Source organism: Methanofollis ethanolicus (genome assembly GCF_001571385.1).
Classification (GTDB): Archaea; Halobacteriota; Methanomicrobia; order Methanomicrobiales; family Methanofollaceae; genus Methanofollis; species Methanofollis ethanolicus.
Genome location: NZ_BCNW01000001.1, coordinates 234,054 through 257,601, shown reverse-complemented (window position 1 = coordinate 257,601; position 23,548 = coordinate 234,054). Strand labels below are relative to the sequence as shown.

The following is a 23,548-nucleotide window of genomic DNA, read 5'->3' as shown; positions in this document are numbered from 1 at the left end:
ATATGTCCCGTAAGAATATATCCTGTCCGCGGCCGTCACCAGCCAAGCCCTATCGCCCCTTCGGCGATAAGTTTGACCGCGATCGCCGCAAGGAACATGCCGAGGACCCTGGCCACGATGTCGGTGATCGTACTGCCGAGTACGTGGAGGATCGCGGCGGCGTACCTGAGGATGAGCCAGGTGACGCCAAGGCAGAGGAAGAGGGCGATGGCGGTGACGAACGGGCTGATCTTTGTCGAGAGGAGGATCACCGTCGTGATCGCGCCCGGGCCGCAGAGGAGGGGCGTGCCGATGATCACCCCGGCCATGTTCTGCCGGCTCTTCTCGTCATGGGCGAACTCGATGCCGAGGGCCTCCTGCATGCCCAGGATGAAGAGGAGGATACCACCGGCGACCTGGAAACTGGCGAGGGTGATGCCCAGGATGTCGAAGATCAGGGACCCGAAGATGAGGAAGACGAAGAGGAGTACGCCCGCGACGACGACAGCGATACCTGCCTGCCGTGTCTTCTCCTCGGCCGGCCTCTCTTTCGTGAGCCCCACGAAGATCGGGACAGAGAGGAGAGGATCGAGGATGATGAAGAGTGTGGCGAAGGCGTAGAGGAGGGAGGGGAAGAAATCTGCCATAACCCCCTGTATGGTCCCGAAGAGATATATCTTTCAAGGAGTGTAGAGGTTTTCATTCTGGCAGGAGCGTTTATTTCTCCGTGCCGCCTGCATAGACGGCGGGAGCGCCGCGGCCCCGTGCCGCTCTCATTTCGTGAGGTTTTTCTCTCCTGCCTTCCACATCTTTCTGATGACCGAAGGCGGCGTGATCTCTCTCCTGATCGTCGACGATGACCCGTGCGTCCGTGAGCGTGAGCAGGCATTCCTGGAAGAGACAGGCAGGTTCTCCTGCACGACCGCCGTTTCGGCCGAGGACGCTCTCATCATCTTGCCGGGACGGTTTGACGCCGTCGTCTCCGACTTCGAGATGCCCGGTCTCACCGGCATCGCCTTCCTCCGGGCCCTCAGGTTGCGGGGCATATCCCTGCCTTTCGTCCTGTATACCGGGAAAAGCCGCGACTCGGTGCTTGAAGAGGCCCTTCTGGCAGGAGCCTCCTTCTATGTCAGGAAAGGCGGCGGGACGCGGGCAGAACTTGTGGAACTCGCCCACGCCGTGCGGGCGGCCGTCACCCTCAGAGCATCTTCTTTTTGATAAGGACAAAGACGATCAGGGCCGAGATGACCATCGAGACCCCGATGATGACGGCAAAGGCGAGGGGACTCTCCTGGAGAGGGATGCCGACGTTCATCCCGAAAAAACTCGCGATCATCGTCGGCACGGCAAGGACGATCGTCACCGAGGCGAGGAACTTCATCACGATGTTGAGGTTGTTCGAGATGATCGATGCGAAGGCGTCCATCGTCCCGGAGAGGATGTTCGAGTAGATGTTCGCCATCTCGATGGCCTGTTTGTTCTCGATGATGACGTCCTCCAGGAGGTCCTCATCCTCGGGGAACATCCGCATCGGTTTGGAGCGGAGGATCTTTTCGAGCACGACCTCGTTGCTCTTCAGGGAGGTGGAGAAGTAGACCAGCGACTTTTCCAGGTTCAGGAGCTGGATCAACTCCTCGTTCCTGAGGGAGAGGTGGAGTTCCTTCTCGACCTCGTAACTCCTCTTGTCGATCTGCCTGAGGAAGTTCAGATAGTAAGAGGCGTTTCGATACAGGATCTGGAAGAGGAAACGCGTTTTTTTGAAGGTGTAGAAGGTCTTCACCTTCCCGGCGATGAAATCACGGAGGATAGGGATGTCCTGGAGACAGATGGTGAGAATATAGTCCTCGTTCATCGCGATGCCGAGAGGTATGGTCGAGTACGTCCCTGTGGGCTCGCCCTCTACCCGGAACGGGGTGTCGATCAGGATGAGGGTCTTGCCCTCTTCTGTCTCCATGCGGGGCCTCTCCTCCTCGTCGAGGGCGGCCCTGATGTCTTCCATGGCCATGCCCATGATCCCGGCGGCCCGTGCGATCTCTACCTCGTCGGGTGCCGTGCAGAAGATCCAGGAGCCCGGTTCGACTATGTCCAGTTCCTCGATGAACAATCCGTCCACGTTCTGTCTGGTCTTGAAGATCTGGAGCATGGCATCACCTGCAGAAAGGACCTTCCTGCAGGTAAGGATCTGTCCTGAAGGGAGATGAAGGTGATGACCCGGGAAAAGGCTCCGGAAAATCGCCTCTGAAAAATATCGCGGGTATTTTTTCGGGCGACCTGAAAAAAGAGAAAAATTAGAGGAACAGGGGGGCGAAGACCACTGCAACGATGCTCATGAGCTTCAGGAGAATGTTGAGGGCCGGGCCCGAGGTGTCCTTGAAGGGGTCGCCGACGGTATCTCCGGTCACACCGGCCTTGTGGGCGTCGGAGCCCTTGCCACCGAAGTGTCCCTGTTCGATGTACTTCTTGGCGTTGTCCCAGGCGCCGCCGGCGTTCGCCATCGTGATGGCGAGCATGAAGCCGGAGACCAGGGAACCGGCGAGGAGGCCGCCGAGGGCTTCCTTGCCGAGCACGACGCCGATGAGGAGCGGAGCGACGATCGCGAGGATACCGGGTGCGATCATCTCTTTCAGGGCGGAGTTGGTGGAGATGGCGATGCAGGACTCGTAGTCCGGGTCTGCCTTGCCCTCCATCAGGCCCTTGATCTCCTTGAACTGGCGGCGGACCTCGACGACGATCTGGTATGCAGCCCGTCCCACAGCCATCATGGTCATGGAGGAGAAGAGGAACGGGAGCATGGCGCCGATCAGCAGACCGATGAAGACCGGGGTGCTGAGGATGTCGATGGTGATGGTCGGCGCGTCAGCCGGGCTGACTGCGTGGGCATATGCGGAGAAGAGAGCGAGAGCGGTGAGTGCCGCGGAGCCGATGGCAAAGCCCTTGCCGATGGCGGCGGTGGTGTTGCCGACGGCGTCGAGGGTGTCGGTGATCTCACGCACCTGCGGGTCCTGGTGGGACATCTCGGCGATACCGCCGGCATTGTCGGCCACAGGCCCGTAGGCGTCGACTGCAAGGGAGATACCCAGGGTGGCGAGCATACCGACAGCCGCGATGGCGATGCCGTACAGCCCGGCGAACTGGAATGCGAAGAAGATCGCGACACCGATGATGATCACCGGGAAGAGCGTGGACTCCATGCCCTTTGCAAAGCCGGTGATGATGTTTGTCGCGGCCCCGGTCTGGCAGGACTTTGCGATCTCGAGGGTCGGCTTCCTGTCAAAGGAGGTGTAGTACTCGGTGATCTGGCCGATGAGGAAACCGGCGATAAGACCGGCGATGGTGGCGACGAAGATGCCGAAGCCGTACTCGCCGAGCATTGCGTTCGTGATGAAGTAGGTGGAGACCACGACGAGGACGAGGGCGACGAGGAGGCCCTTGTTGAAGGCCAGGTGGATCGCGCTCGACTCGGCCTTGTTCGTCGTGACGAAGAAGGAACCGATGATGGATGCGACGATACCGACCGCGGCGATGATGATCGGGAGCAGGATAACGTTCATCGGGTCGACGTTCGGGAAGGCGACCGCGGCGGTCGCGGCGCCGAGGAGCATCGTGGCGATGACGGAACCGACATAACTCTCGTACAGGTCGGCGCCCATGCCGGCGATGTCGCCGACGTTGTCACCGACGTTGTCGGCGATGACGGCGGGGTTGCGCGGGTCGTCTTCGGGGATACCGGCTTCGACCTTGCCGACGAGGTCGGCACCGACGTCTGCGGCCTTGGTGAAGATACCGCCGCCGACACGGGCGAAGAGGGCGATCGAGGAAGCGCCGAGGGAGAACCCGGCGAGGATGTTCACGACGTCAGCCTGCGGTGCGGCCGGCATGACGGCAGAGAGGCCGATGAAGGCGACCGAGAGCCCGAAGAGCCCGAGGCCGACGACCGACATGCCCATGACCGAGCCGCTGGCAAAGGAGACCTTGAAGGCCTCGGTAATGCCGCGGCGGGCGGCGTTGGTGGTCCGCACATTCGCGTGGGTGGCGGTGTACATGCCGATGTAGCCTGCAGTCGCCGAGAGGCCGGCGCCGAGGACGAAACAGGCCGCGGTGAGGGGCCCGCTCGGCAGCAGGAATGCAAGGACAACGGCAAGGACAACGACGAAGACGGCGATGGCCTTGTACTGGCGGTTCAGGTACACCATCGCGCCAGTGTGGATCGCTGCAGCGATCTTTTTCATGACCTCGGTGCCCTCTCCTTCCTTTTTGACCTTCATGTAGGAGTAACCTGCAAAAAGAAGGCCCAGGAGAGCGCACAGGGGTGCGAGATAGATGATTCCATCCATGTTTTTCTATCCTCCGAGAAGCGATTTCACATCAAAACTCGGCAATCTGTTCCTCTATCTATGAGGCACTTCAATAATAAAAAGCGAGCGATTCCCCTGATCCGTCCGGGTGTTCCAGGGGTACCTGATGCGGCGTCGGCGGTCAGGGGAGGCGTGCCGGTTCGCCGGGCTGGCTGAAGTCGAACATCTCATATTTCATTGTCGGAAGGTCCAGGACAACCGCCTGCGCCGGCGTCGGCACGGTGTTCATCTGCTTCTGGAAGGCGGTCTGGGACTGCCAGGTGCCTGCGTTGACCATGAGGACGCCCCTGTATTTTTTGATGCCGGAGATGTGGACGTGGCCGGTGAAGAGCACCTCGGGGACCGGGTCGATGACCAGGGGATCGCGTTCTGCCGGTGCGATCGGGGTCCGCAGCCCGAAAGTCGGGGCGAGGTGGCGTCTCTTCAGCATCTCTTCCATGATCTCTTCGGGGTGGCTGTACGAGGCGCCCGGGATCATTCCGATCATGTCGTCGTACGACCTGCCGTGGTACATCAGGACGCGGACCCCCTGCAGGGAGACGAGGGCGGGGTTCTCGACCCAGACGCAGTTGTCCGGGTATCCTTCCCTGAACTCCTGCGGGATCGCGGGCTGGGGCTCGGCGCCACGCACGACGTCGTGGTTGCCGGGAGAGAGGACGATCCTGAGTCGCGGGGGGAGGGCGGAGAGCATCTCCCCGAGGGCCTGGTACTGTTCGTAGATATTTTTGATCACGAGTTCCCTCTCCTGGCCGGGATAGATGCCGATCCCGTCCACGAGGTCGCCGGCGATGAGGAGGTAGCCGATCTCGGTGTGCTCCCCGAGCCATGCGACGAAGCGGTGCCAGGCGTCTTCCAGGAAGGTATCGGAACCGACATGCACGTCGGAGATGAGGACGGCACGGCCGGGCTGTTCCGCGTGGAAGGGGGCGTTCGAGACGGGGATGTCGGGCCGCACCAGGGTGTCGGCAAAGAAGAGGTTCCCGTCGCTGGAGAGTTTGCCCTTCACCCCGATCACTTCGTCGGGGAGGAGTTTCTCGGCCTCCTCGAAGCCTTCTCTGCTCTTGTTGAAGAGCACCCGCATCGTGGCGGTCGGGTCTTCGACGTTGGCCATCTTGTTCCCGTTGGCCGTGGACCGCACCTCGGAGACCATCGCGATGAAGGACGCTTCCTCCTCGCGGTACCGCCCGGTCCTCTGGAGCGCCTCGATTGGGACGGGCTGGATCCTCCCCTTGAGAAAGCCGGAGAGGTGGGTGAACCGGTTCCTGAAGTAGGTGACGTACTCCTCGAAGTCCCGTATGCAGCCGCAGCTTCCGTCCTTGCCCTGGAGAACTTCGAGGTGGGGGTCGGCGAGGAAGCGTGTCCCGTCCCGCTCTTTCTTCTGTGCCGGGATGCAGTCGGGGGAGACAACAAAGGCCCCGTCGGGGATGGCCGCGATGATACGGTCGATGAGGGCGGGGTCGTCCTGCTCCCTGATGTAACGGACCACCTCGGGGGCCACCAGCAGGTCGGTCTTCAGGAAACGGGCAACGATCTCCTCCTCGCAGAGCATCGGTATCTTGTTGGGCGTACGCCCTCATCATAGTCTCGGTGCGGGAGGGGTGGGCGGGAAAATTTGGGTAATGGGAAAACTTTATCGCCGCCGCGGGCGAGTACCGGTCATGGCGGAGATCGACGGTTTTGAGCTCCCGGCACGGAAATCTGAACTTTTAAAGGTCATTTCTCTCCGGGGCGGGGCGATGAGGACAACAGAGGTCGCCCGTGAACTTGGTGTCTCCCCTTCGACGGCGACGAAGGCGCTCGGCGACCTCGCGCGCGAGGGCTACCTGGAGCACACGCCCTATCACGGCGTCCGCCTGAGTGCGAAGGGAGAAGGATATGCCCATTTTCTCGTCCGCCGCCACCGCGTCGTCTCCCTGGCCCTGAGCCGTTTCGGGCTATCGGCCGACGAGGCGTGCCAGGAGGCGAAGAACATCGAGGGCCATGTCTCGCGGTTCCTCGTTGATCGGATCTGCGCGTCTCTCGGCCACCCGGTGATGAGCGGGTGCGGCCCTATCGAGCATGATGGTGACTGCTGCCCCCGCGAACGGTGAGGCGCGGAAGGCGTATATAGGCGCTCCCTGATATTTGGATAGATGCCAAATTTCGAGGTTCCATCATGATGCCAGCAGTGCCATACAGGGGGCTGGCGCTCTGCGGCGTTGTCTTCGTCTTCCTGTCCGTCTTTGCCTCAGGCTGCACCGCCGGGGCGCCCGACTCCGGGAAGATGCTTGTCGCAGTGACCATTCCTCCTCAGGCTGAATCGATCGAAGCGATCGGGGGCGACCGCGTCGACGTCCTCGTCCTCGTCCCGCCGGGCGCAAGCCCGCACACCTATGAATTGACGCCGGGCCAGCTCGCCGACCTCTCCCGCGCCCGCGTCTATGCGGTTGTCGGGTCGGGCGTCGAGTTCGAGACCGCGTGGATGGGGAAGATCCGGGAGGTGAACCCGGATATGGCGGTCGTGAACTGTTCCGAAGGAGTAACGCTCGTCGATGGCGACCCGCATATCTGGCTCTCGCCCGCGAACGCGAAGATCATGGCGAAGAACGTCTGCAACGGCCTGATAACGGCCGATCCTGCCGGGAAGAAGGTCTACGAGGCGAACCTCGCCGCGTACCTCGCCCGCCTCGACGCCCTCGACGCCGATATCAGGGCCGAGATTGGGGCCTCGGGATGCCATGCCCTCCTGGTCTCCCATGCTTCGTGGGGCTACTTTGCCCGTGACTACGGGCTTGTCCAGATCGCGATCGAGGAGGGCGGCAAGGAATCATCACCGCGCCAGATCGAGGAGATCGTCGCCCATGCGCAGGCTGACAACATCTCGGTCGTCTTTGCCGCGCCCGAAGCGAGCACCCGGAGCGCCCATGTCGTCGCCGACGAGATCGACGGCCGGGTCGTCCTGCTGAGTCCCCTTGCCGGGAACTACACGGAAAACCTCAGGGCGGCGGCCGCGGCGATCGCGGGGTCTGTCTGATGGAAGGGCCGGTCATCGACCTCTCCGGGGTCTCGGTCTCCCTCGGCGGCCGCCCCGTCCTCCAGGAGATCACCTGGGCGGTGATGCCCGGTGACTTCTCCGCGGTCATCGGGCCGAACGGCGGGGGGAAGACGACCCTGCTGCGGGTGATCCTGGGACTTCTCGAACCCGAAGCGGGGACGGTGCGGGTGCTCGGCGGTAGTCCTGCGGAGAGGCGCCACCTCCTCGGGTATGTCCCCCAGTACCGCACCTTCGACTTCAGCTACCCGGTGAGCGTGCTGGAGATGGTTCTCTCCGGCCGCCTCGGTCATGTGCGGGGTTTTCCGCGGCGCTATACGCGCGAAGACAGGGAGATGGCCGAATCGGCCCTCAGGACGATGGGGATCGCCGACCTTGCCGGCCGCGAGATCGGCCGTCTCTCCGGGGGGCAGCAGCAGAGGGCGATCATCGCCCGCGCCCTTGCCGCCGGTCCGGAGGTGCTCATCCTCGACGAACCGACCGTCTACGTGGACGCCCCGACGGGCGAGCACTTCATGGAGGTCCTGGACGGCCTGCGAAAGACGATGACCGTTGTCCTTGTCACCCACGATATCGGGGCTATCTCATCCCATGTGACGAAGGTCGCGTGCCTGAACAGGCGTCTCTATACGCACAACGACGCTCTGATCACCGGCGACATGATCCAGGCAACCTATGGCTGTCCCATCGACCTCATCGCCCACGGCCTGCCGCACCGCGTCTTTGCCGACCACCGGGAAGGTGAAAAGCCATGATCGAGGTCTTTGCCTATGACTTCTTCAGGAACGCCCTTGCCGCCGGACTCCTTGCGAGTGTCGCCTGCGGCATCATCGGCACCTATGTGGTCGTCAAGCGGATGGTCGCTCTTGCCGGCGGCATCTCCCATACGGCTTTCGGTGGGATCGGTCTGGGCTATTTCCTGGGGATCGACCCCATTATCGGTGCGACGGGCTTCACCGTCGCCTCGGCCCTCGGGATGGGGGAACTATCCTTTTCCCGGAAGCACAACCTCGATACCCTGATCGGGGCGTTCTGGGCGGCAGGCATGGCCCTTGGCATCCTCTTCGTCTTCCTGACGCCGGGGTTCGCCCCTGACCTCTTCGGCTATCTCTTCGGGAACATCCTTCTCGTGCCGCGGGAGGCGATCCTCTCGATGGCGGTCCTCGACCTCCTCATCGTCGGCGCCGTCCTCCTCCTGTACAACGAGTTCTTCGCGGTCACCTTCGACGAGGAGTACGCCCGGGTCATGAACCTCCCTGTGCGGGCGATCACCCTCGCCCTTCTCGTCCTGGTCGCCCTCACCGTCGTGATGCTCATCCAGGTCGTCGGGATCATCCTGGTCATCGCGCTGCTCACCCTCCCCGCGGCGATCGCCCGCGAGTTCTCCCGGAGTCTGCCGCGGATGATGGTCTTCTCCGTCCTCCTCGGGGCGGTCTTCACGACGGTCGGGATTGTCCTCTCCTATCTTCTGGACGTCCCTTCGGGCGCGACGGTCATCCTGATCTCTACTGCGGCCTATGGTGCGGCGATGGGGCTTCGCGGCCTTGCGTCGCGGGGGTAGGCCGGTCTTCAGGGGTATTATTTCCTCGATCCAGCAGTCACTGCAGGGGTACCAGGACTGTCATCTCTTCTCCCTTTTCGAGGACGACGCTGCCGGGCGGGGAGCGGACGATGGCCGCCGCTGCCCGGAGGTCGGCGACCGAACCGGCGGCATTGAGGGGGAGGAGGACGAGAGCGGCACATGCCCACGCGGGGGCAAGGGCCATGAGCACGGTCCCGACTGCCGGGATCAGGACGAACGGCGCCATCAGGATGAATATGCTCTCTTTTCGTGTGTACAGTCCGCCGGCCGAGCAGGAGCAATAGAGGAGCACTGATCTCCTGCCCCACCCGAAGACCGGGTGTCTGCGCAGGAGGCGATACGCGACGCCGTGGACCCCCTCGTGAAGGATGCCTGTGAGGAGTATGAGGATAATGAGGACGATGAGAGGCAGGAGATCGGAGGGGCTACTCATCGTGAAACTGAAGGAGTCGGCACCGGTGACCTGGATGTAGGCGAGGAGGGTCAGGGCGAAAAAAACGAAGAAGAGGATGAATGACCCGGCCGTGAGAAGGAGAGATGTCCGCCGGGAAAAATTGAGGGTGCGGAATCGGGTGTATTTTTTCAGGTCGATAGGTTTCCCCGGGAAAGTGTCCTGCAGGTCCATGATCTTCGCGGATCCCGTACGCCTTTCTGAAATATCATGCTGTGGTCGGACGGCGGGCAGACTCCTCCCGCCTCTTCTCTCCCATATTTATATCAGATCCGAGTTCCCACCATCATCCTACAGATGTCGGATAGAACGTCTCCAGAACCGAAACTCGGCCTGATAGAGCAGGTCAGGACGAGTTCGAACCCGTTCGTCTCTTTCGGTCGCGACGTTGCCTGGGCAGTGGCGGTCGTCGGCGTGATCGCCCTTGTCCTCTTCCTGGTCTCGGGCGCGTGGCCTGCGGTGGTGGCGATCGAGTCCGAGAGCATGGTGCCGAATATGAACATCGGCGACCTGGTCTTTGTGGCGGCGCCTGACCGTTTCGGCCCCCTCCAGACTCTGGAGGACGGCCAGGCGTCGGGCTATGAGAAATACAACCGGCCCGGAGACGTGATCATCTACCGGCCCAATGGCGAGGGGTCTGTCCACCCGATCATCCACCGGGCCATGATGTGGGTCGAGGGGAACGAGACCGTACAGATACCGCTCAGCGGGCGTACGGTCAGTTATACGGCGCCCCACGAAGGCTATATCACCTGGGGCGACAACAACCCCGGCCCCGATCAACTCTCTGTCTACCGCGAGATCGGTGGGCAGATCGAACCGGTGAAGACGGAGTGGGTCATCGGCAAGGCTCTCTTTGCCATTCCCTTCCTCGGGTACCTCCCCCTCCACCTGATCGAGACGGCGATCGTGCTGGTGATGTTGATGATCCTGTACGACCTGGTGACGGGGGCGCGGGAGAAGGAGACGTCGGGCAAGAAGGGGCGGTAAATGACACGCGATGAGATCAGCACTCTGCTTTCTGACACGCTCGCCGGCCACAGGATGACGGAGGAAGAGGCTCTCTCCCTCCTCATGGTGAAGGACCGGCGGATCTGGGAGATCGCCGCAGCCGCGGACGAGGCCAGACAGGAAAGGGCCGGCGATGCGGTCACCTATGTGCGGAACCAGAATGTCCATATCACGAACATCTGCAAGAACCTCTGCGGTTTCTGCGGGTTCGGGCGCAAAGAGACAGACCCCGGCGCATACCTCCACGGTGAGGAGGAGGTGCGGCGTCGCGCGGCCCTTGCCCGCGACCGCGGTGTCACCGAGATCTGCTTCCTCTCCGGCGTCCACCCGGCTTTCGACGTCACCTCGTACGAGGAGATGATCCGTTGGGTCTATGAGGTCGCCCCCGCAGTGGACATCCACACATGCAGTCCTGAGGAGGTCTCGTATGCCGCACGGCGGAGTGGGGTCTCCACGGCCGAGGCGCTCGACCGCCTGCGGGCCGCGGGGCTCGGCACCCTCCAGGGGACGGCCGCCGAGATCCTGGTGGACGAGGTGCGGGAGGTTATCTGCCCGCGGAAGGTGCCGACGGCCGAGTGGGTCAGGATCATCAGGGAGGCGCACACGATGGGGATCAGGTCGACGGCGACGATCATGTACGGCTCCTATGAGTCAGAGGCCGACCGGGTGCGCCACCTCGGCATTCTGCGGGAGGTCCAGGACGAGACGCACGGGTTCACCGAACTCGTCCCCCTCCCCTTTATCCACGCGAACACCCCCCTTTTCAAGGCCGGGATCGCCCACCCTGGCACGACGGGTCGGGAGGACGTCCTCCTCTTTGCGGTCTCCCGCCTGTTCCTGGATAACTTTGCGCATATCCAGGTCTCCTGGGGGAAGGTCGGGACGAAGATGACGCAGATCGGCCTCCTTGCAGGAGGGAACGATCTCGGCGGGACAATGTTCGACGACGAGGTCTCCTCGGATGCCGGTGCCGAGGACGCGGATTACCTTGATCCCACCGAGATGCGGCGGATCGCGGAGGACCTGGGCCGGCCCCTGCGGCAGCGGACGACGACGTACGAAATCCTGTAATCGTTGTCCAAATCCTCTCTTTTTGTTCTTTTTTTCCTGTTGGTACTATTCTGAAGTCCGCCAGAGAATTTGCAGATCTGCCATGAGATATGGAAATTATGCCAACAATATGATATTATAATGATTTTATTATTTTTACGGGCCCACGGGATCGCCGTACCTGAGATACCTATATATATTGAGATGAATATTTCCGGACATAGCCTCTGCGGGTTTCTAACCCGTCAGGGTGGACTCTTACGGGGGGGACTTATCAATGGTGTGTACAGAGAATTATCGGAGAGGGGCGGCTGGCTTTTTGTGGGCCGCATTCGCATTCGTAGTCTGTATGGCATTATTTGCCGTACCTGGTGCGGCAATGACATGGAATTTCGAGGTCGTACAGATGGGGACTCCCGGCAACTGGCCGGTCAATTATGTCGACTCGCTGGTGCTGGACTCTGCGGGGGATCCGCACATAGTGTATTATGATTCGACGGATGACAATACGGACCGTCTCATCTATGGAGAGAGGGATGGGGATGACTGGACTCTGGAGACGATCGAGACACTGGACAATATAAGTCCGTATTCTGCTCTCGCCCTTGACCTTTCAGACGCCCCGCATGTCTGTTATTTCAACGCGACGGCCCTTGTCCATGCCTGGGATGAGGGCGGCAGTGACTGGCAGCGCGAGGTTGTCGGCACCTATAAAGGGAGGTATCTCTCCGGTGCCTTCGACCCGTCGGGAGACCTGCATCTGGTCTATTATAACTCCACCCGCGGGCAGCGCGGCCTGCGGTATGTCGTCTGGGATGGGAGTGTCTGGACCGACGAGGAGGTCGTGCCCGATGCAAATCAACTCTTTAGTTCTCTTGTGGTCGGTGATGACGGTGTAGTCCATATCGCCTACATCAACGGGAAGACGGGCAACCTGATGTACCGCCTGAAGGAGGGATCTTCGTGGCTCTCTGAGACCGTGGCTGAGGGTATGGGGACGTACTATGAGGACAGTCCGGGCTACACTTCGATCGCCCTTGATCCCGACGGCGTGCCGGCAATAGCCTGTTACAACTCGGACAGCGGGACTCTCGGGTATGCGTGGCAGGAGGACGGGACATGGCAGTACGAGGACGTTGCCGGGGCGAAAGGAGATCGTGCCGCTCTTGTATTCGACGGCACCGGCCTGCCGGCGATCACCTTCACACACGAGAACGCGACGGTCATGTATGCCTTTAAGGATGATGAAAAATGGGTTTTTTCCCCGATCATTGAAGGGGGTCTTCGGGGCTCAGGGGGATATCCCGACCTTGCCATGACCGCGGACGGGTCGCCGCGCATCAGTTGCCGGACCGGGCCTCATGATTCGATCGAGTATATCTGGCCTGTGCCCAGACCATGTGCCGCCAACTTCAGTGCCAATGTCACCTCCGGGCATGCGCCCCTTGCCGTGAACTTTACCGACGAATCGACCGGCGGGCCTGACACCTGGGAATGGGACTTCGGCGACGGCGAGAGTGCGATTGATCAGCACCCCGAGTACCTCTATACCCTTGCAGGGGTCTATGACATCTCTCTCACTATCTCGGGGGCCTCCGACCTGGACACACTTGTGCGGGAAGGTTACGTGACCGTCCTTCCGCGTGCCAATTTCTCGGCGAACGTGACCTCGGGCACCGCGCCCCTTGCCGTGCTCTTCACCGACGAATCGACCGGCGGACCCGACAGCTGGGAATGGGACTTCGGCGACGGGAACACTTCCAGCGAGCCTGAATGGGTCCATGTCTATGAAGGGGCAGGGAACTATTCTGTCTCACTGACTGTTGCGAGGGGAGACCTGCAGAACACGACCGTACTCGCGGAGGAGATCGTCGTCCTGGCCGAACCGACGACCGAACCGACGACCGAACCGACGACCGAACCGACCACCGAACCGACCACCGAACCGACTGCTAAACCGCCTTCGCCGTCGTCTTCAGGCGGTGGCGGCGGCAGCGGCGCGCCCTATGCATATGATACGGCCGGCAGCCTGAAAGCGGGTGAGAATGTCACCTTCACCTTTGATAGGGGCGCCATCTCGGCGATCACCTTCACCGCCGGCGAGAGGATCGAGGGGATCATGGTGACCGTCGAGCCGGTGGACGATGGCCCCCTGGATTTCGACGGCCCGGTGTACCAGTATATCGAGGCCACGCTCTCGTACGTCGAGGAAGACGCCCTTCTGGGGACGACGTTCTTCTTCGACATACCGAAGAACTGGCTCGCGGCAGAGGGGCTCGGCCCCGGCGATATCGTCCTCTGGCACTATGATGATGAAAAATGGCAGCCTCTCCTCACCGAACTGGTGCGGGAGAGCGACGGCCGGGCGTACTACCGCGCCCACTCCCCCGGGTTCTCGCACTTCGCCATCGCCGAGGGGAAGGGGATGACACTTCTTGTGGTCGAGAGCTCGGCCTCGGCCGGAGAAGTGATCGAGGAGACCACCGAAACGCCGGTGGAGGGGGCCACGACATCGGTTTCCAGCGAAACGACGGTGCCGGAGACGAACACGACGGCCCTGCCGCCCACGACAGCACAGCCCTCTCCCGCAGGCTTTGCGGCGCTCCTTGTCTCTCTTGTCCTGGTGGTCCTGGTGCTCAGGCGCCGATAAATCCCTTTTTTTTAAAGAGGTCATCCCAAAACTGATCCTACCCTCTGTCCTGTCGATGGAATGATCGGTATGTGGTTCTGAAAAATCCTGTTTTGGCGTCTTGTCCGGGGGGTTTCACCTCCCGGTCCCCCATCATTGCGATAGGGGGTGGATGGCAATTTCCTTCATCAGGATCTCTGGTCTCTCTTCCCCGACCCTATCCTGTTTCGGGGGTCCGGGGGCGTCAGTCCCCCGGTAGAGATCTGGGGGAAGGCGGTGGTTTCGCACTATGCTTCAGGGAATTCAGGAAGATATCGACCCGATCATGATATTCTCTCCCGAGTTCAGCATGCGGGGAAAGGGGAATGAACGAGAGTTTTGGGATATGCTCAAAGTCAACCCTACCGCTCGGCCGAGGCCAGTTCAGCCTCCCGGCCGCCGGAGAGGTTTGCCGCCGTGAACCCGCCTTCATCAGGGAGAGAGAGACGGATCTCCGGGGTGATGTCCAGGGAGACGGTAGCGTGCTCCACCGTGACATTGAGGGGGTGGCCACCGCCTATCCGGTCGTCGGCAAGATAGTGGAGGTGGAAACCCGGCACGTTCACTCCCGCGAGATACCGCGGGAGCCAGAAACCGACGAGGCTCCCCTCCTCCCGGCCGAAGGTGAAGACATGCTGGGCTTTCGTTGCCTCTGCGAGGGGTGGGTAGGGCCTTTCCTGCCTGTCGACACTCCGTGCAGTCACGTTTGTGAACGTGCCCTGCACAAGGACGGCGCAGGGGAGGTTCTCCGAGGGGAGGGCGGTTTCGATCGAGGCCTCAAGGTCTCTGAGGTCGAGAGGGCCCTCGACCTCGAAGACGATATCGGGCTCGAAGGCCGTCACAGCGGCAAAGGGCGTTCTGGCACTCCCTTCTACCGGCACGACCGTCCCGTCGCCCTTCACCTGCCATGCCTCGCCGTCGATGACGATGAGTTCGCCGTCCAGTCCTTCGAGCGTCCCGATGCCGGTGTCGCCGCGGGCGAGAAGACTGTCGATATCGGCGGCGCCGTCATAGACGCCGTCGAGGAGGGCACCGATCGTCGAGACCTGATAGAGCGTATCGTCGGCGACGGCCCGGTCTCCCGACCATCTGACGGCCGTCATCGCAAAGAATGCTGTGGATATGATGAGCAGTGCAAGAAGGACGGCATACCGCCCCTTCTCCGGGATCATGCGCCGTTGCCCCCACCGATGGGGGTGACCGTCGTCTTCCTGCCGATGATAATGGAGTAGGTGTCGGCCTCCCTGTTGTACCTGACCCCGGCGTTCCTGATCGAAAGGATCTCACCGTATTTTCCTGATATCAGCGCCTCGTTATCCTCAGTCCTGGCATATACGGGGAGCACCGCATAGACCGGCGTCTTTGTCGTGCCGTCGCAGATCTTCACCACATGCCTCTTCTCGTCGCCGATGTCGGGCGACATCCGGGCGGCTCGGACGTGGATCTGCCTGCCGACATGGGAGGCGAGGGAACCGAGGCGTGCAGCCTTGTCCTGCTTTCCGATACGGTACGAGACGCGGGTCAGGTCGTCTTTTCTGAGGATGGCGTACGAATATTTTATGTCGGTGTTCATGAAGCGGTACCCCTCCTCCCCGGTGGCGAGGGCCTCCATCAGGCGCGGCGGTTTCACGTCTGGACCGGTGACGAAGGTCCAGCACCTGTCAGGTCGGCAATTTTCGCCCCATAGTGGGGTGCAGGGGGCATAGACGGAGAGGCCGCGCGAGGTAAGCGCCGCCTGGACTTCCCTGAGGGCGGTCGAGCCCTCTTTTTCCGCGGGCTCGATCAGGATGACAGAGCCTTCGGGAGAGAGGAGTGCGGCGTACCTGGCGACAAGGTCTGCCTTCCCCCCGGTATCGAGACCGGCGATCTCGTTCAGGACATTGGAGAAGACGATGAGATCGTAGGGGCCGGTGACCTCGATCGTATCCTTGAGGTCGGCGAGGATGGGGTGCGAGACGGCGACCTGCCCTTTCTTCTCCCCGTACGGGTGGACAAGAGCCGTGTAGGCTTCGGTGTTCTCATCTGAACGGTCGATCGCGGTGATGCTCGCCTGTGCGGCATCAAGTCTGCCGTAGTAATCGGCGATGGCAAGGGAGATGACGCCGGGGCCGGATCCCGCGTCGAGCACCCGCAGGTGCCGGGGTATGAGTCCGTCCTGCACCATTTCGTGGAAAAGGAGTTCGAACTGCACCAGGTAGACGGGAAAATGGTACGAGAGGTAGGCGAGGACGTCGTAGCCGCGGCCGTAGACGATCTTCCTCTTCTTCCCCTTTGCCCAGTACCGTCCTTTCTGGGTGACGACGGCCTCGCGGATTCGGCCGAGGATGACCGGGTCGTTCCAGGCCTTCCCGGTCTTCTTTGCAATATATTCCTCGATGAGTCGCTCCATCCGCCGGGGTACCCGCGGGGAGGCGAGGAACTCCTCCTCTTTTCTGGTCTCGTCAGGCGAGAGGACGAGGGGATCTGAAGGTCGCGTCATGGGAGAAGGTTTCTCCGCCTCTCCTCATAAACACCTTACCGGGAGGGGGGCAGGAGGGTCCCCGAGGAGACCATGCCGGTGATCGTCCCTGTATCATCACGCACGATGGCGTTGTGCCAGAGGATGCAGACCTCATCGCCGCCGCGCCCGAGCACCGGGCTCTCCTCCTCGTCGGGAAGGACGACCTCGCCGGCCATGATCTTTTTGAAATTCGTTTCCAGGCGGGGGCGGAGGTGTGCCGGGACGAGAGCCGCAAACCAGTTCTTCCCGGCGATCTCCTCTTCTTCGTACCCGAGGATGCGGCACCCCATCCTGTTCATCCGCTCGATCGTCCCGTCTGGCCCGATGACCGCGATCATCACCCGCGCCACGTCGAGATAGCGCTGGGCGCGGTCGCGCTCAGTCTTCACCGTCTCCTGCGCCCTGATCCTGCCGATGACATTGGCGACCTGGGCGGTGGTCGTTTCCAGGGCTCTGATGCCGTACGCCGGTATCTCCGTATGGCGCCGTGAGGCGACCAGGAAGACAGCCATCAGGCGGTCGCCGTCCATCACCGGCACCGCCGCCACGCCGGCGATCCCTTCCTCCGCGAGGGGGGCGAAGGAGGGGTCGAGGTCCGGGAGGTCGCCGGCCTTCCAGGAGGACGATGCCGGGCCTGAAAGGAGCGAGGCCGCCGGGGTGCCGGCATCAAACCGTCTCATCTTCCCGGCAAAGGCCGGGGGTACTCCGCTGGTGGCGGCAAGGACAAGGTCGCCGCTCCCGTCGTCGGTCATATAGACGGCGCCGGCATCGGTACCTGCTGCCTGCACCGCCGCACCCAGGCAGAGGGCCAGCGCCTCCCCGAGGGTGGCGGCGCTCCCGAGGGCGAGGGCGAGGTCGCGCTGGCTCCGCAGGAGGGCGTCGGCACGGACGTGGGTGGTAACATCGCAGATGATCGTGAGGATGTACTTCATCGTGCCGTCAGAACCGGCGATCGGGATCTTCTTTGCCTGGAGGTAGCGTTTCTCCCCGCACCTGAAGGAGACGGCGGTCTCCGGGCATTCGAAGGTCTTCATCTCCGCGAGCACTTCCTTCTCGCCGCAGGTCATGAAGGGGACGAGGTCGGGCGGGAAGATCTCGTCGTCCTTCTTCCCGGTGAGCTTCTCCGAGGTGCCGCCGGCAAACGCCTCTGCCGACCGGTTGAAGAAGACGTAACTGCCGCCCTCGATCTCCTTGACAAAGACCATGTCCGGGATGTTCTGGACAATGCAGTGGAGGAAGGACTTCCAGCCCCGCACCCGTCTCTCGGCCTGCTGCCTTTCGGTGACGTCACGCGCCACCATGCGGTAGCCGGCAAAGTCCCCGATCTCGTCGAAGTCCGGGGTGCCGCTCGCCTCGAAGATGAGGTGGTGGCCGTTCCGGTGCAGGATAGGGATGGAGAGGAGGGAGAAGGGTTCGCCCGAGGCGAAGGGTGCGGAAAACTTTGTCCTGATCTTTTCGCGTTCTTTTTCCGGGACGAAGTCCAGGAGGGAATGCCCTTCCATCTCTTCGGGCGCATAGCCGAGGAGGTCGAAACTTTTGGGACTGACATAGGTGAAGGCCTGGTCGCTGTCCAGGTTCCAGATGATATCGTTGATGTCTTCGACAAGGGCCCTGAACTTCGCTTCGCCGGCGCGGAGCGCTTCCTCGGACTCTTTCTGCTCGGTGATGTCTTCGAGGATGATGGTGATCCCGGGGTTGCCGTCATTGAAGGCCGTCGGCAGGATCTTCATCCTGAAAAAAAACTCTCCGTCTGCCTGGAGGAAGCGGATCTCCTCGACGACATCCTCCCCGCCGAGTGCGTCGTCGATCCTGGACCTGATCAGGGGGTGGTCGAAGGCCGAGAGGGCCGACTCTCCCATCGTCTTCCCGATCACCTCGTCGCGGCCGGCATGGGCGATGGCGAGGACGCGGTCATTCGCCTGGACGATGGTGAGGTTCCGGTCCAGGATCACGACGCCGTCCGAGGCGAAGTTGATCATGGCGGAGAGGGGGACGCGCTGGGAGGGGTAGAAGACCTTTGCCTTGCCGTAGGTCCGCATCTCCACCTCTCCGGCGATGAGGAGCATGTCAAGATAGCGCGAGACCGTGTTTCTGTTGATCCCGAGGTCCCCCGCGAGGTCGGTGACCGACATTCCCCGGGGGTTTGCCTTCAGACGCTCAAGGATCTTCGGGATCTCTTCAGGATAGGGTCTCATGCCATATCTAGTCTGCAACCGGTCAGTACTTATCGGTTTCGTCGTCGACAGGCATTGTGCGAAGCCTCATGAGTGGCACCAATGCCATGCAATACGAGAAATGTTTATATATGATTACAATCAACATATGATTGCCGACGTCCTTTCCGGGTGTGGGGAAATCCCGGACAGGGCGGCAGAATCAGGAACACCATCGACAGGCACTGCATCACCTAACTCAAGAACACCTCTAATGCACCTCAAAAGTGCCTGGCACGCGCATCATCTATCATCTATATCGGCCTGAAGGGGGAGGGCGGCCCTCCCACCTGTGCAATCAGGACACGTACACTCCTTTCCGGGGGTGGCAGGCCCCCGGAACCCTTTTACACCTCCACGGATCAATACGGGTATCACGCCGGAGTGCAAAGTGATCGTACACGAGGTACGACGAGATGGACACGACCGTTGCGCTGAACTTTTTCTGGGAACACACGTGGATCGCATGGTGGACGGGAAAAAAGGCCGACCCCGCGACCGCGGCACGTCTCCACCTCTTCCTCCTGAGGCGTGCCCGGGACATCGGTTTTGCCGCCACCACCGCTGCCAGGGCCTATGCCGACGAAGGGGCCCGTGAAGCCTTCGGGGAGGCGTTGAAAGGGGCACTTTCCGACAGCGCCCCTGAGGCCGCAGGCAGGGAAGACTATCTCTGGCACCGCTACACCGCTTTCCTCGCCGCCGGAAACAGTGAGGGAGCGGGGCTCGTCGAGACGATGCTCTCCTATCCCCGTGCCGGGACGCCCGACGCCTACCCGGCCCCGCCGGTTCAGGCCGGTGCGCCTTCCTCCCTCCGGGCCTGGGAGCAGGCGGAGAAGCGGGTTGTTATGGCGGGTATCCGATGGCCGGACCTCTATTTCGAGTCTCCTTTCACCGCGGGGTTCCCGCACACCCAGATCATCCCGGCCGAACTCGAGATCGCCTCCTTCGCCTTTGCAACTCTCAGGGACTTCATGGGCGGGAAACTGCCTGCCGGGGGTGCGGAGTCCTTCGAGCGCTTCATCAACGACGCCGTGACTGTCATCACCTTTGCCTGGTTTGCGGCGCAGAGTCCGGACGAACAGACCGCGGCCCTCAATGCCGCCTATCCTTTTACTCTCGAAGAGGAGACCCTCGACGATTTTGTCGGGCTCTTCGACGATTATGAGACTCTCCTTGAGGAGGCCGGGGGGCTCGTGAGGAGGGGCTTTTCCGGGGAGGCGAAGACGGTCTATGCCTACACGGTCCTCCACACCGACGACCCGGCCCTCCATCACGCCGCCTACGAGAACCTCGCCATCCTCTTCAGGGAGGAGAGAGAGTACGAAAAGGCCGCGGGGTGTGCGGAGAAGGCGCTCGCGATCAGGGGGGGGATGCCCGACCGCGACCCTCTCTCCATCGCCCTCGCACAGAAGAACCTTGCCGAGGTGCTGTACCTCTCCGGGGAGACCGAACGCGCCGACGCCCTCGTCTCTGCCTCTCTTGACGCAACCGGCGGCCTCGACGCCGGAAAGGCGACGTCACTCCTCTGGGCCGTGGCCTCCTCCTTCAGGAGGACCGGGCGTTTCGAGGAGGAGTACGCCCTCCTCACCCGTGTCCTCGACCTGGATGCCCGGGGCGAGGCGACGGACGCGGCGGTCGAGCGTCTCTTCTCGATGGACCAGTACGCCCGCCCTGACGGGGCCTTCGACCTGAAGGGCCTGGCCGCGATCGAGGAGAGGCGGCGGTACCTCGACCTCTTCGGCAAGGGTGCGGTCCTCCTCCAGGCCTTCCAGTTCGACCGGGCCATCGGGAGTTTCGAGGCGGCCCTTGCCATTTCTCGGGACGCCGACCTCCTGCGGAACATCGCCATCGCCCACCGCCTGTACGGTTCGCCCGACGCTGCCCGGCGGTACCTGGAGGAGGTCCTCGCCGCCCGTCCCGGCGACCTCTATGCCTTGATGCACCTCGGCCTCCTGAAGGAAGGTGAGCAGAGGGACGCCCTTATCAGGGAGGCGATCGTGCGGGCCCTCGATGGTGGGGCAGACCTCGCCCTCGTCCTGTACCCTCTCATCAGCGGCCTCGTGGCCGGGCCCGAGGAGGAGATCCTCCCCGACATCGACCGCTTCGGCGACCTTCCCTCCCATGACGGGGCCCGCGCCCTCTACTTCCTCGGTGCCGGGACGATCCTCTCCGACCTCGGTGTCGCCGACGCCGCCGCGACCTGCTATCGCCGGGCCCTGAAGGCGAACCCGCCGGCAGGGGTGCGCGGCCGCGTCCTCAGGAACATGGGTGCCCTCGCCGCCGACGGTGACGATGTCGCACGGGCGGCCGATCTTCTCGGACAGGCCCTGAGGGTCGCCCCTGCGGACCCGACGGTCTGGCACCGTCTTGCCGGGGTGCGTGCGGCCCTCGGCGATGCGCAGGGTGCGTCCGCGGCGGCCCGCGAGGCGGCGCGCCTCATGCCGACCGATGCCGCGTTCAGGAAAGATAAGGCCCTGCGAGATGCACAGGCGGCGGCAGTGCCGGCGGTGCCGGTCGACAGGACCGCAGCCGCCTTTGTCGCTGCGGCCGAACGGATGATCGAAGAGGAAGGGAGTGTCTCTGTCGCTCTCAGGGCCTATGCCGCGGCGGTCGAGGCGACCGGCGGCGAGGTGCCCGACCTCCCGCCGCCCTCCGGTTACGAGGAGGCGCTCGCCGCGAGGGAGCGCCTGATAGGTCTCCTCAACCGCGCCTGAATACCCGTTCAAGCGCCGGGACGATCTCTTCGACGGCGGTCACGACCGTCGAGGACTCTTCGAGCATCAGGTTCACGTGTTCGTTATGGCCCGCCCGCCTGAAGTCTGTCCGCAGGGCGACGACCGGGGTGCCGCGGGCATGGGCGTAGCCCATCTCCCACGCGGTCCCCGAGTCGGCGTCTGCCCCGTCGACGACGGCGACGACGGCGTCCACTTCCCCAAGGGCCGCCACGTGCCGGCGAAAGATCTCGCGCTGCGAGGTGCGTGCCCGCCCTGAGTCAGTGTCCCCGACTTCCTGCGGCAGGTAAACGTCGAAATAGGCTTTTTCCATGATATCCCGCACCTTTGTGTTGAAGTCACGCTCGGCCCCGGAGAAGAGGGGTGCGGCGAGGTAGACACGGTACCTTGCGAAGTCCAGCACGTCGACGGTCGTGATGTCGGGGAACCGCGCCAGGAAGGCGCCCCGGCCCTCTATTTTTTCGTCGTGCCAGGTCGTGTTCACCCCGCAGCACGGCGACGAGTCGACGCCGACGATGCAGAGGGGAGGCCCTCTTTTTTCGACGACGGCCAGCACCTCCTCCTCCATCCGGTCGAGGACGGCGGCGAAGGCCGGGGTGTCCAGGCGCTCGACATAGGTGCCGGGCGCCCGGCCGCGGCCGAGATAGGCGGTCTCCGGGCAGGGGAGGGGGACGACCTCGATCCCGAAGCGCCGGCAGCGTTCGAGGGCGGCTGCGAAGGCCCGGAGGTCGGACTCTTTCGTGATCCCTTCGGCCCTGAGGGTGGGGTCGAGGAGGCAGGGGGAGACAAGGACATACATTCATCTCCACTCTGCGCCAAACCGAGATAGATGATACGCCTCTTTGCCTTCAGGGACAACTCCTGCGACCCCAGGAAGTGCACGGTGAAACGCCTGGAAAAGTGGGGGATGGTGAGGGTCTTCGACTCTCTTGCCCGTATCTCGAAGTCGTCCCTCATCCTGGACCCGACGGCAGAGCAGGCCCTCTCCCCGGCAGACAGGGGCGTCCCCTCGATCACCGCCCTGGACTGCTCCTGGGAAGTCCTCAACACCGGCGAGGTGACCCGCTGGCCTGTCCGCCGGGCCCTCCCGTACCTCGTCGCCGCCAACCCGGTGAACTTCGGCCGCCCCCTCCGCCTCACCTCTGTCGAGGCCTTCGCTGCCGCCCTGTACATCGTCGGCGAGAAGGAGCAGGCGAAGGCCGTCCTCTCGAAGTTCAACTGGGGCCTCCACTTCCTCGAACTGAACGCCGATCCCCTCGCCGAGTACGCCGCCGCGAAGAACTCGACCGAGGTCGTGGCTATCCAGGCGGCGTACATGCCGGATTGAGGGGGTCGCCCCGTCTCTGACTATGGCGATGTACTGATGTCTCGCGCCGGGGGGCTGCCCCCCGCACCCCCACCCTTAGGATAGGGGGAAGATGGCAATCGCCCTCCTATGGGGTTTCCCCTCTGTCTTCCCGGGGCCAATCCCGAGCGAGGGTCCGGGGGCAAAAGTCCCCCGGTGGAGTGTGTGGGGAAGGCGAGGGGATCTGCCCTGCTCTTCATGGGATCAGGAAGAGATGTCGATCTGATTATGGGGTTTTCTATAGGCCCCATAGCACAGTATTTGCCAGAGACTCTCCTCAAAAGAGTTTTCCATCAGCCCTCCTCCCCTCACCTCTTCTTCTCCTTCTCCATGATCTCCCGGATCTTCCTCTCCTCCCACGCCCTCCCGAAGAGGCCCCCCTCGACAAAGGTGCTGTAGGCATGGACCAGCAGGCCGATGCCCCAGAAGATGGCGACCCAGTAGAACCACCACGCGCCCGGGGTCGTGAACCAGTTGATCAGGAAGAGCATCGTGTTTATGATGATATAGACGGCGAGGTGGCCGTAAAAATCCTTGATTTCCTTGACCTGCCGCAGGGCGCGGTCATAGGGGGCAGAATCTGAGTCTCCGTCCTGCATTACCCTTCCTCCCTGCTCCGGGGAATAAAATC

At 62.5% G+C, this 23,548-nt stretch carries 20 protein-coding genes; 10 read left to right on the top strand and 10 right to left on the bottom strand.

Features of this window, described 5'->3' with window-relative positions; translation table 11 throughout:
- Positions 1-35: 35 nt before the first annotated feature.
- A complete protein-coding gene (locus MEFOE_RS01350; RefSeq protein WP_067047223.1) occupies positions 36-626 on the bottom strand; it encodes a MarC family protein in 591 nt (196 codons plus the stop codon).
- Between the two features lie 169 nt (positions 627-795).
- Here MEFOE_RS01350 and MEFOE_RS01345 point away from each other — a divergent pair, with 169 nt between their 5' ends.
- On the top strand, positions 796-1,197 hold the full coding sequence (locus MEFOE_RS01345; RefSeq protein WP_153015825.1) for a response regulator: 402 nt from the start codon (positions 796-798) through the stop codon (positions 1,195-1,197).
- Here the strand turns inward: MEFOE_RS01345 and MEFOE_RS01340 are convergent.
- The 3 genes from MEFOE_RS01340 to MEFOE_RS01330 form a co-directional block, all read right to left on the bottom strand.
- Complete coding sequence (locus tag MEFOE_RS01340) at positions 1,178-2,122, bottom strand: magnesium transporter CorA family protein (RefSeq protein WP_067047215.1); 945 nt, start codon at positions 2,120-2,122, stop codon at positions 1,178-1,180. The two genes, MEFOE_RS01345 and MEFOE_RS01340, sit on opposite strands and share 20 nt — an antisense overlap.
- Positions 2,123-2,267: 145 nt before the next feature.
- Positions 2,268-4,313, bottom strand: coding sequence for a sodium-translocating pyrophosphatase (locus tag MEFOE_RS01335; protein WP_067047211.1), 2,046 nt, complete (start codon positions 4,311-4,313; stop codon positions 2,268-2,270).
- A gap of 142 nt (positions 4,314-4,455) precedes the next feature.
- Complete coding sequence (locus tag MEFOE_RS01330) at positions 4,456-5,883, bottom strand: DNA-directed DNA polymerase II small subunit (RefSeq protein WP_067047208.1); 1,428 nt, start codon at positions 5,881-5,883, stop codon at positions 4,456-4,458.
- Positions 5,884-5,992: 109 nt separating this feature from the next.
- Here MEFOE_RS01330 and MEFOE_RS01325 point away from each other — a divergent pair, with 109 nt between their 5' ends.
- The 4 genes from MEFOE_RS01325 to MEFOE_RS01310 all read left to right on the top strand — a co-directional run bounded on the left by MEFOE_RS01325 (position 5,993) and on the right by MEFOE_RS01310 (position 8,926).
- The gene (locus tag MEFOE_RS01325) at positions 5,993-6,424 is read left to right on the top strand and encodes a metal-dependent transcriptional regulator (protein ID WP_067047205.1); all 432 of its coding nucleotides are present in this window, start codon (positions 5,993-5,995) and stop codon (positions 6,422-6,424) included.
- A gap of 65 nt (positions 6,425-6,489) precedes the next feature.
- Positions 6,490-7,347 carry a metal ABC transporter solute-binding protein, Zn/Mn family gene (locus tag MEFOE_RS01320; RefSeq protein WP_067047202.1) on the top strand — a complete coding sequence of 286 codons (858 nt, stop codon included), beginning with the start codon at positions 6,490-6,492 and terminating at the stop codon, positions 7,345-7,347.
- Positions 7,347-8,120 (top strand): metal ABC transporter ATP-binding protein, encoded by a 774-nt coding sequence (locus tag MEFOE_RS01315; RefSeq protein WP_067047199.1) that lies wholly within the window; start codon positions 7,347-7,349, stop codon positions 8,118-8,120. The genes MEFOE_RS01320 and MEFOE_RS01315 overlap by 1 nt, the downstream gene beginning before the upstream one ends.
- The gene (locus MEFOE_RS01310) at positions 8,117-8,926 is read left to right on the top strand and encodes a metal ABC transporter permease (RefSeq protein ID WP_067047197.1); all 810 of its coding nucleotides are present in this window, start codon (positions 8,117-8,119) and stop codon (positions 8,924-8,926) included. Before MEFOE_RS01315 ends, MEFOE_RS01310 begins: the two co-directional genes overlap by 4 nt.
- Positions 8,927-8,963: 37 nt before the next feature.
- Here MEFOE_RS01310 and MEFOE_RS01305 read toward each other — a convergent pair whose 3' ends face one another.
- Positions 8,964-9,572 carry a DUF3267 domain-containing protein gene (locus MEFOE_RS01305; RefSeq protein ID WP_067047194.1) on the bottom strand — a complete coding sequence of 203 codons (609 nt, stop codon included), beginning with the start codon at positions 9,570-9,572 and terminating at the stop codon, positions 8,964-8,966.
- A 123-nt stretch (positions 9,573-9,695) separates the two neighbouring features.
- Here MEFOE_RS01305 and MEFOE_RS01300 point away from each other — a divergent pair, with 123 nt between their 5' ends.
- From MEFOE_RS01300 to MEFOE_RS14665, 3 genes are all read left to right on the top strand, one after another.
- Positions 9,696-10,388: a S24/S26 family peptidase gene (locus MEFOE_RS01300; RefSeq protein ID WP_067047191.1), complete on the top strand. Its 693-nt coding sequence runs from the start codon at positions 9,696-9,698 to the stop codon at positions 10,386-10,388.
- Positions 10,389-11,480 carry a 5-amino-6-(D-ribitylamino)uracil--L-tyrosine 4-hydroxyphenyl transferase CofH gene (gene cofH / locus MEFOE_RS01295; protein ID WP_067047186.1) on the top strand — a complete coding sequence of 364 codons (1,092 nt, stop codon included), beginning with the start codon at positions 10,389-10,391 and terminating at the stop codon, positions 11,478-11,480. It abuts the gene before it with no gap.
- A gap of 328 nt (positions 11,481-11,808) precedes the next feature.
- On the top strand, positions 11,809-14,109 hold the full coding sequence (locus MEFOE_RS14665) for a PKD domain-containing protein (RefSeq protein WP_160329465.1): 2,301 nt from the start codon (positions 11,809-11,811) through the stop codon (positions 14,107-14,109).
- Positions 14,110-14,489: 380 nt separating this feature from the next.
- On the opposite strand, the gene budA is transcribed toward MEFOE_RS14665, so the two are convergent.
- The 3 genes from budA to MEFOE_RS01275 are packed head-to-tail and all read right to left on the bottom strand — an operon-like array spanning position 14,490 to position 18,822.
- A complete protein-coding gene (budA, locus tag MEFOE_RS01285; protein ID WP_067047182.1) occupies positions 14,490-15,299 on the bottom strand; it encodes an acetolactate decarboxylase in 810 nt (269 codons plus the stop codon).
- The gene (locus tag MEFOE_RS01280) at positions 15,296-16,606 is read right to left on the bottom strand and encodes a small ribosomal subunit Rsm22 family protein (RefSeq protein WP_067047179.1); all 1,311 of its coding nucleotides are present in this window, start codon (positions 16,604-16,606) and stop codon (positions 15,296-15,298) included. The genes budA and MEFOE_RS01280 overlap by 4 nt, the downstream gene beginning before the upstream one ends.
- A 35-nt stretch (positions 16,607-16,641) precedes the next feature.
- Positions 16,642-18,822, bottom strand: a complete 2,181-nt coding sequence (locus MEFOE_RS01275) for a PAS domain S-box protein (RefSeq protein WP_067047176.1) — start codon at positions 18,820-18,822, stop codon at positions 16,642-16,644.
- 434 nt (positions 18,823-19,256) lie between these two features.
- Between MEFOE_RS01275 and MEFOE_RS01270 the strand changes: the two genes are divergently transcribed.
- On the top strand, positions 19,257-21,554 hold the full coding sequence (locus MEFOE_RS01270) for a tetratricopeptide repeat protein (RefSeq protein WP_067047171.1): 2,298 nt from the start codon (positions 19,257-19,259) through the stop codon (positions 21,552-21,554).
- Here the strand turns inward: MEFOE_RS01270 and MEFOE_RS01265 are convergent.
- Positions 21,541-22,371, bottom strand: a complete 831-nt coding sequence (locus MEFOE_RS01265) for a nucleoside 2-deoxyribosyltransferase (RefSeq protein WP_067047168.1) — start codon at positions 22,369-22,371, stop codon at positions 21,541-21,543. The two genes, MEFOE_RS01270 and MEFOE_RS01265, sit on opposite strands and share 14 nt — an antisense overlap.
- A 30-nt stretch (positions 22,372-22,401) precedes the next feature.
- Between MEFOE_RS01265 and MEFOE_RS01260 the strand changes: the two genes are divergently transcribed.
- Positions 22,402-22,899, top strand: a complete 498-nt coding sequence (locus tag MEFOE_RS01260; RefSeq protein ID WP_067047165.1) for a DUF367 family protein — start codon at positions 22,402-22,404, stop codon at positions 22,897-22,899.
- Between the two features lie 326 nt (positions 22,900-23,225).
- On the opposite strand, the gene MEFOE_RS01255 is transcribed toward MEFOE_RS01260, so the two are convergent.
- The gene (locus tag MEFOE_RS01255) at positions 23,226-23,516 is read right to left on the bottom strand and encodes a 2TM domain-containing protein (protein ID WP_067047162.1); all 291 of its coding nucleotides are present in this window, start codon (positions 23,514-23,516) and stop codon (positions 23,226-23,228) included.
- Positions 23,517-23,548 lie beyond the last annotated feature (32 nt).

Coding starts and splice junctions, on each gene's coding strand:
- MEFOE_RS01350 (WP_067047223.1), bottom strand. CDS start 626: ATGGCAGATTTCTTCCCCTCCCTCCTCTACGCCTTCGCCACACTCTTC.
- MEFOE_RS01345 (WP_153015825.1), top strand. CDS start 796: ATGACCGAAGGCGGCGTGATCTCTCTCCTGATCGTCGACGATGACCCG.
- MEFOE_RS01340 (WP_067047215.1), bottom strand. CDS start 2,122: ATGCTCCAGATCTTCAAGACCAGACAGAACGTGGACGGATTGTTCATC.
- MEFOE_RS01335 (WP_067047211.1), bottom strand. CDS start 4,313: ATGGATGGAATCATCTATCTCGCACCCCTGTGCGCTCTCCTGGGCCTT.
- MEFOE_RS01330 (WP_067047208.1), bottom strand. CDS start 5,883: ATGCTCTGCGAGGAGGAGATCGTTGCCCGTTTCCTGAAGACCGACCTG.
- MEFOE_RS01325 (WP_067047205.1), top strand. CDS start 5,993: ATGGCGGAGATCGACGGTTTTGAGCTCCCGGCACGGAAATCTGAACTT.
- MEFOE_RS01320 (WP_067047202.1), top strand. CDS start 6,490: ATGATGCCAGCAGTGCCATACAGGGGGCTGGCGCTCTGCGGCGTTGTC.
- MEFOE_RS01315 (WP_067047199.1), top strand. CDS start 7,347: ATGGAAGGGCCGGTCATCGACCTCTCCGGGGTCTCGGTCTCCCTCGGC.
- MEFOE_RS01310 (WP_067047197.1), top strand. CDS start 8,117: ATGATCGAGGTCTTTGCCTATGACTTCTTCAGGAACGCCCTTGCCGCC.
- MEFOE_RS01305 (WP_067047194.1), bottom strand. CDS start 9,572: ATGGACCTGCAGGACACTTTCCCGGGGAAACCTATCGACCTGAAAAAA.
- MEFOE_RS01300 (WP_067047191.1), top strand. CDS start 9,696: ATGTCGGATAGAACGTCTCCAGAACCGAAACTCGGCCTGATAGAGCAG.
- cofH (WP_067047186.1), top strand. CDS start 10,389: ATGACACGCGATGAGATCAGCACTCTGCTTTCTGACACGCTCGCCGGC.
- MEFOE_RS14665 (WP_160329465.1), top strand. CDS start 11,809: ATGGCATTATTTGCCGTACCTGGTGCGGCAATGACATGGAATTTCGAG.
- budA (WP_067047182.1), bottom strand. CDS start 15,299: ATGATCCCGGAGAAGGGGCGGTATGCCGTCCTTCTTGCACTGCTCATC.
- MEFOE_RS01280 (WP_067047179.1), bottom strand. CDS start 16,606: ATGACGCGACCTTCAGATCCCCTCGTCCTCTCGCCTGACGAGACCAGA.
- MEFOE_RS01275 (WP_067047176.1), bottom strand. CDS start 18,822: ATGAGACCCTATCCTGAAGAGATCCCGAAGATCCTTGAGCGTCTGAAG.
- MEFOE_RS01270 (WP_067047171.1), top strand. CDS start 19,257: ATGGACACGACCGTTGCGCTGAACTTTTTCTGGGAACACACGTGGATC.
- MEFOE_RS01265 (WP_067047168.1), bottom strand. CDS start 22,371: ATGTATGTCCTTGTCTCCCCCTGCCTCCTCGACCCCACCCTCAGGGCC.
- MEFOE_RS01260 (WP_067047165.1), top strand. CDS start 22,402: ATGATACGCCTCTTTGCCTTCAGGGACAACTCCTGCGACCCCAGGAAG.
- MEFOE_RS01255 (WP_067047162.1), bottom strand. CDS start 23,516: ATGCAGGACGGAGACTCAGATTCTGCCCCCTATGACCGCGCCCTGCGG.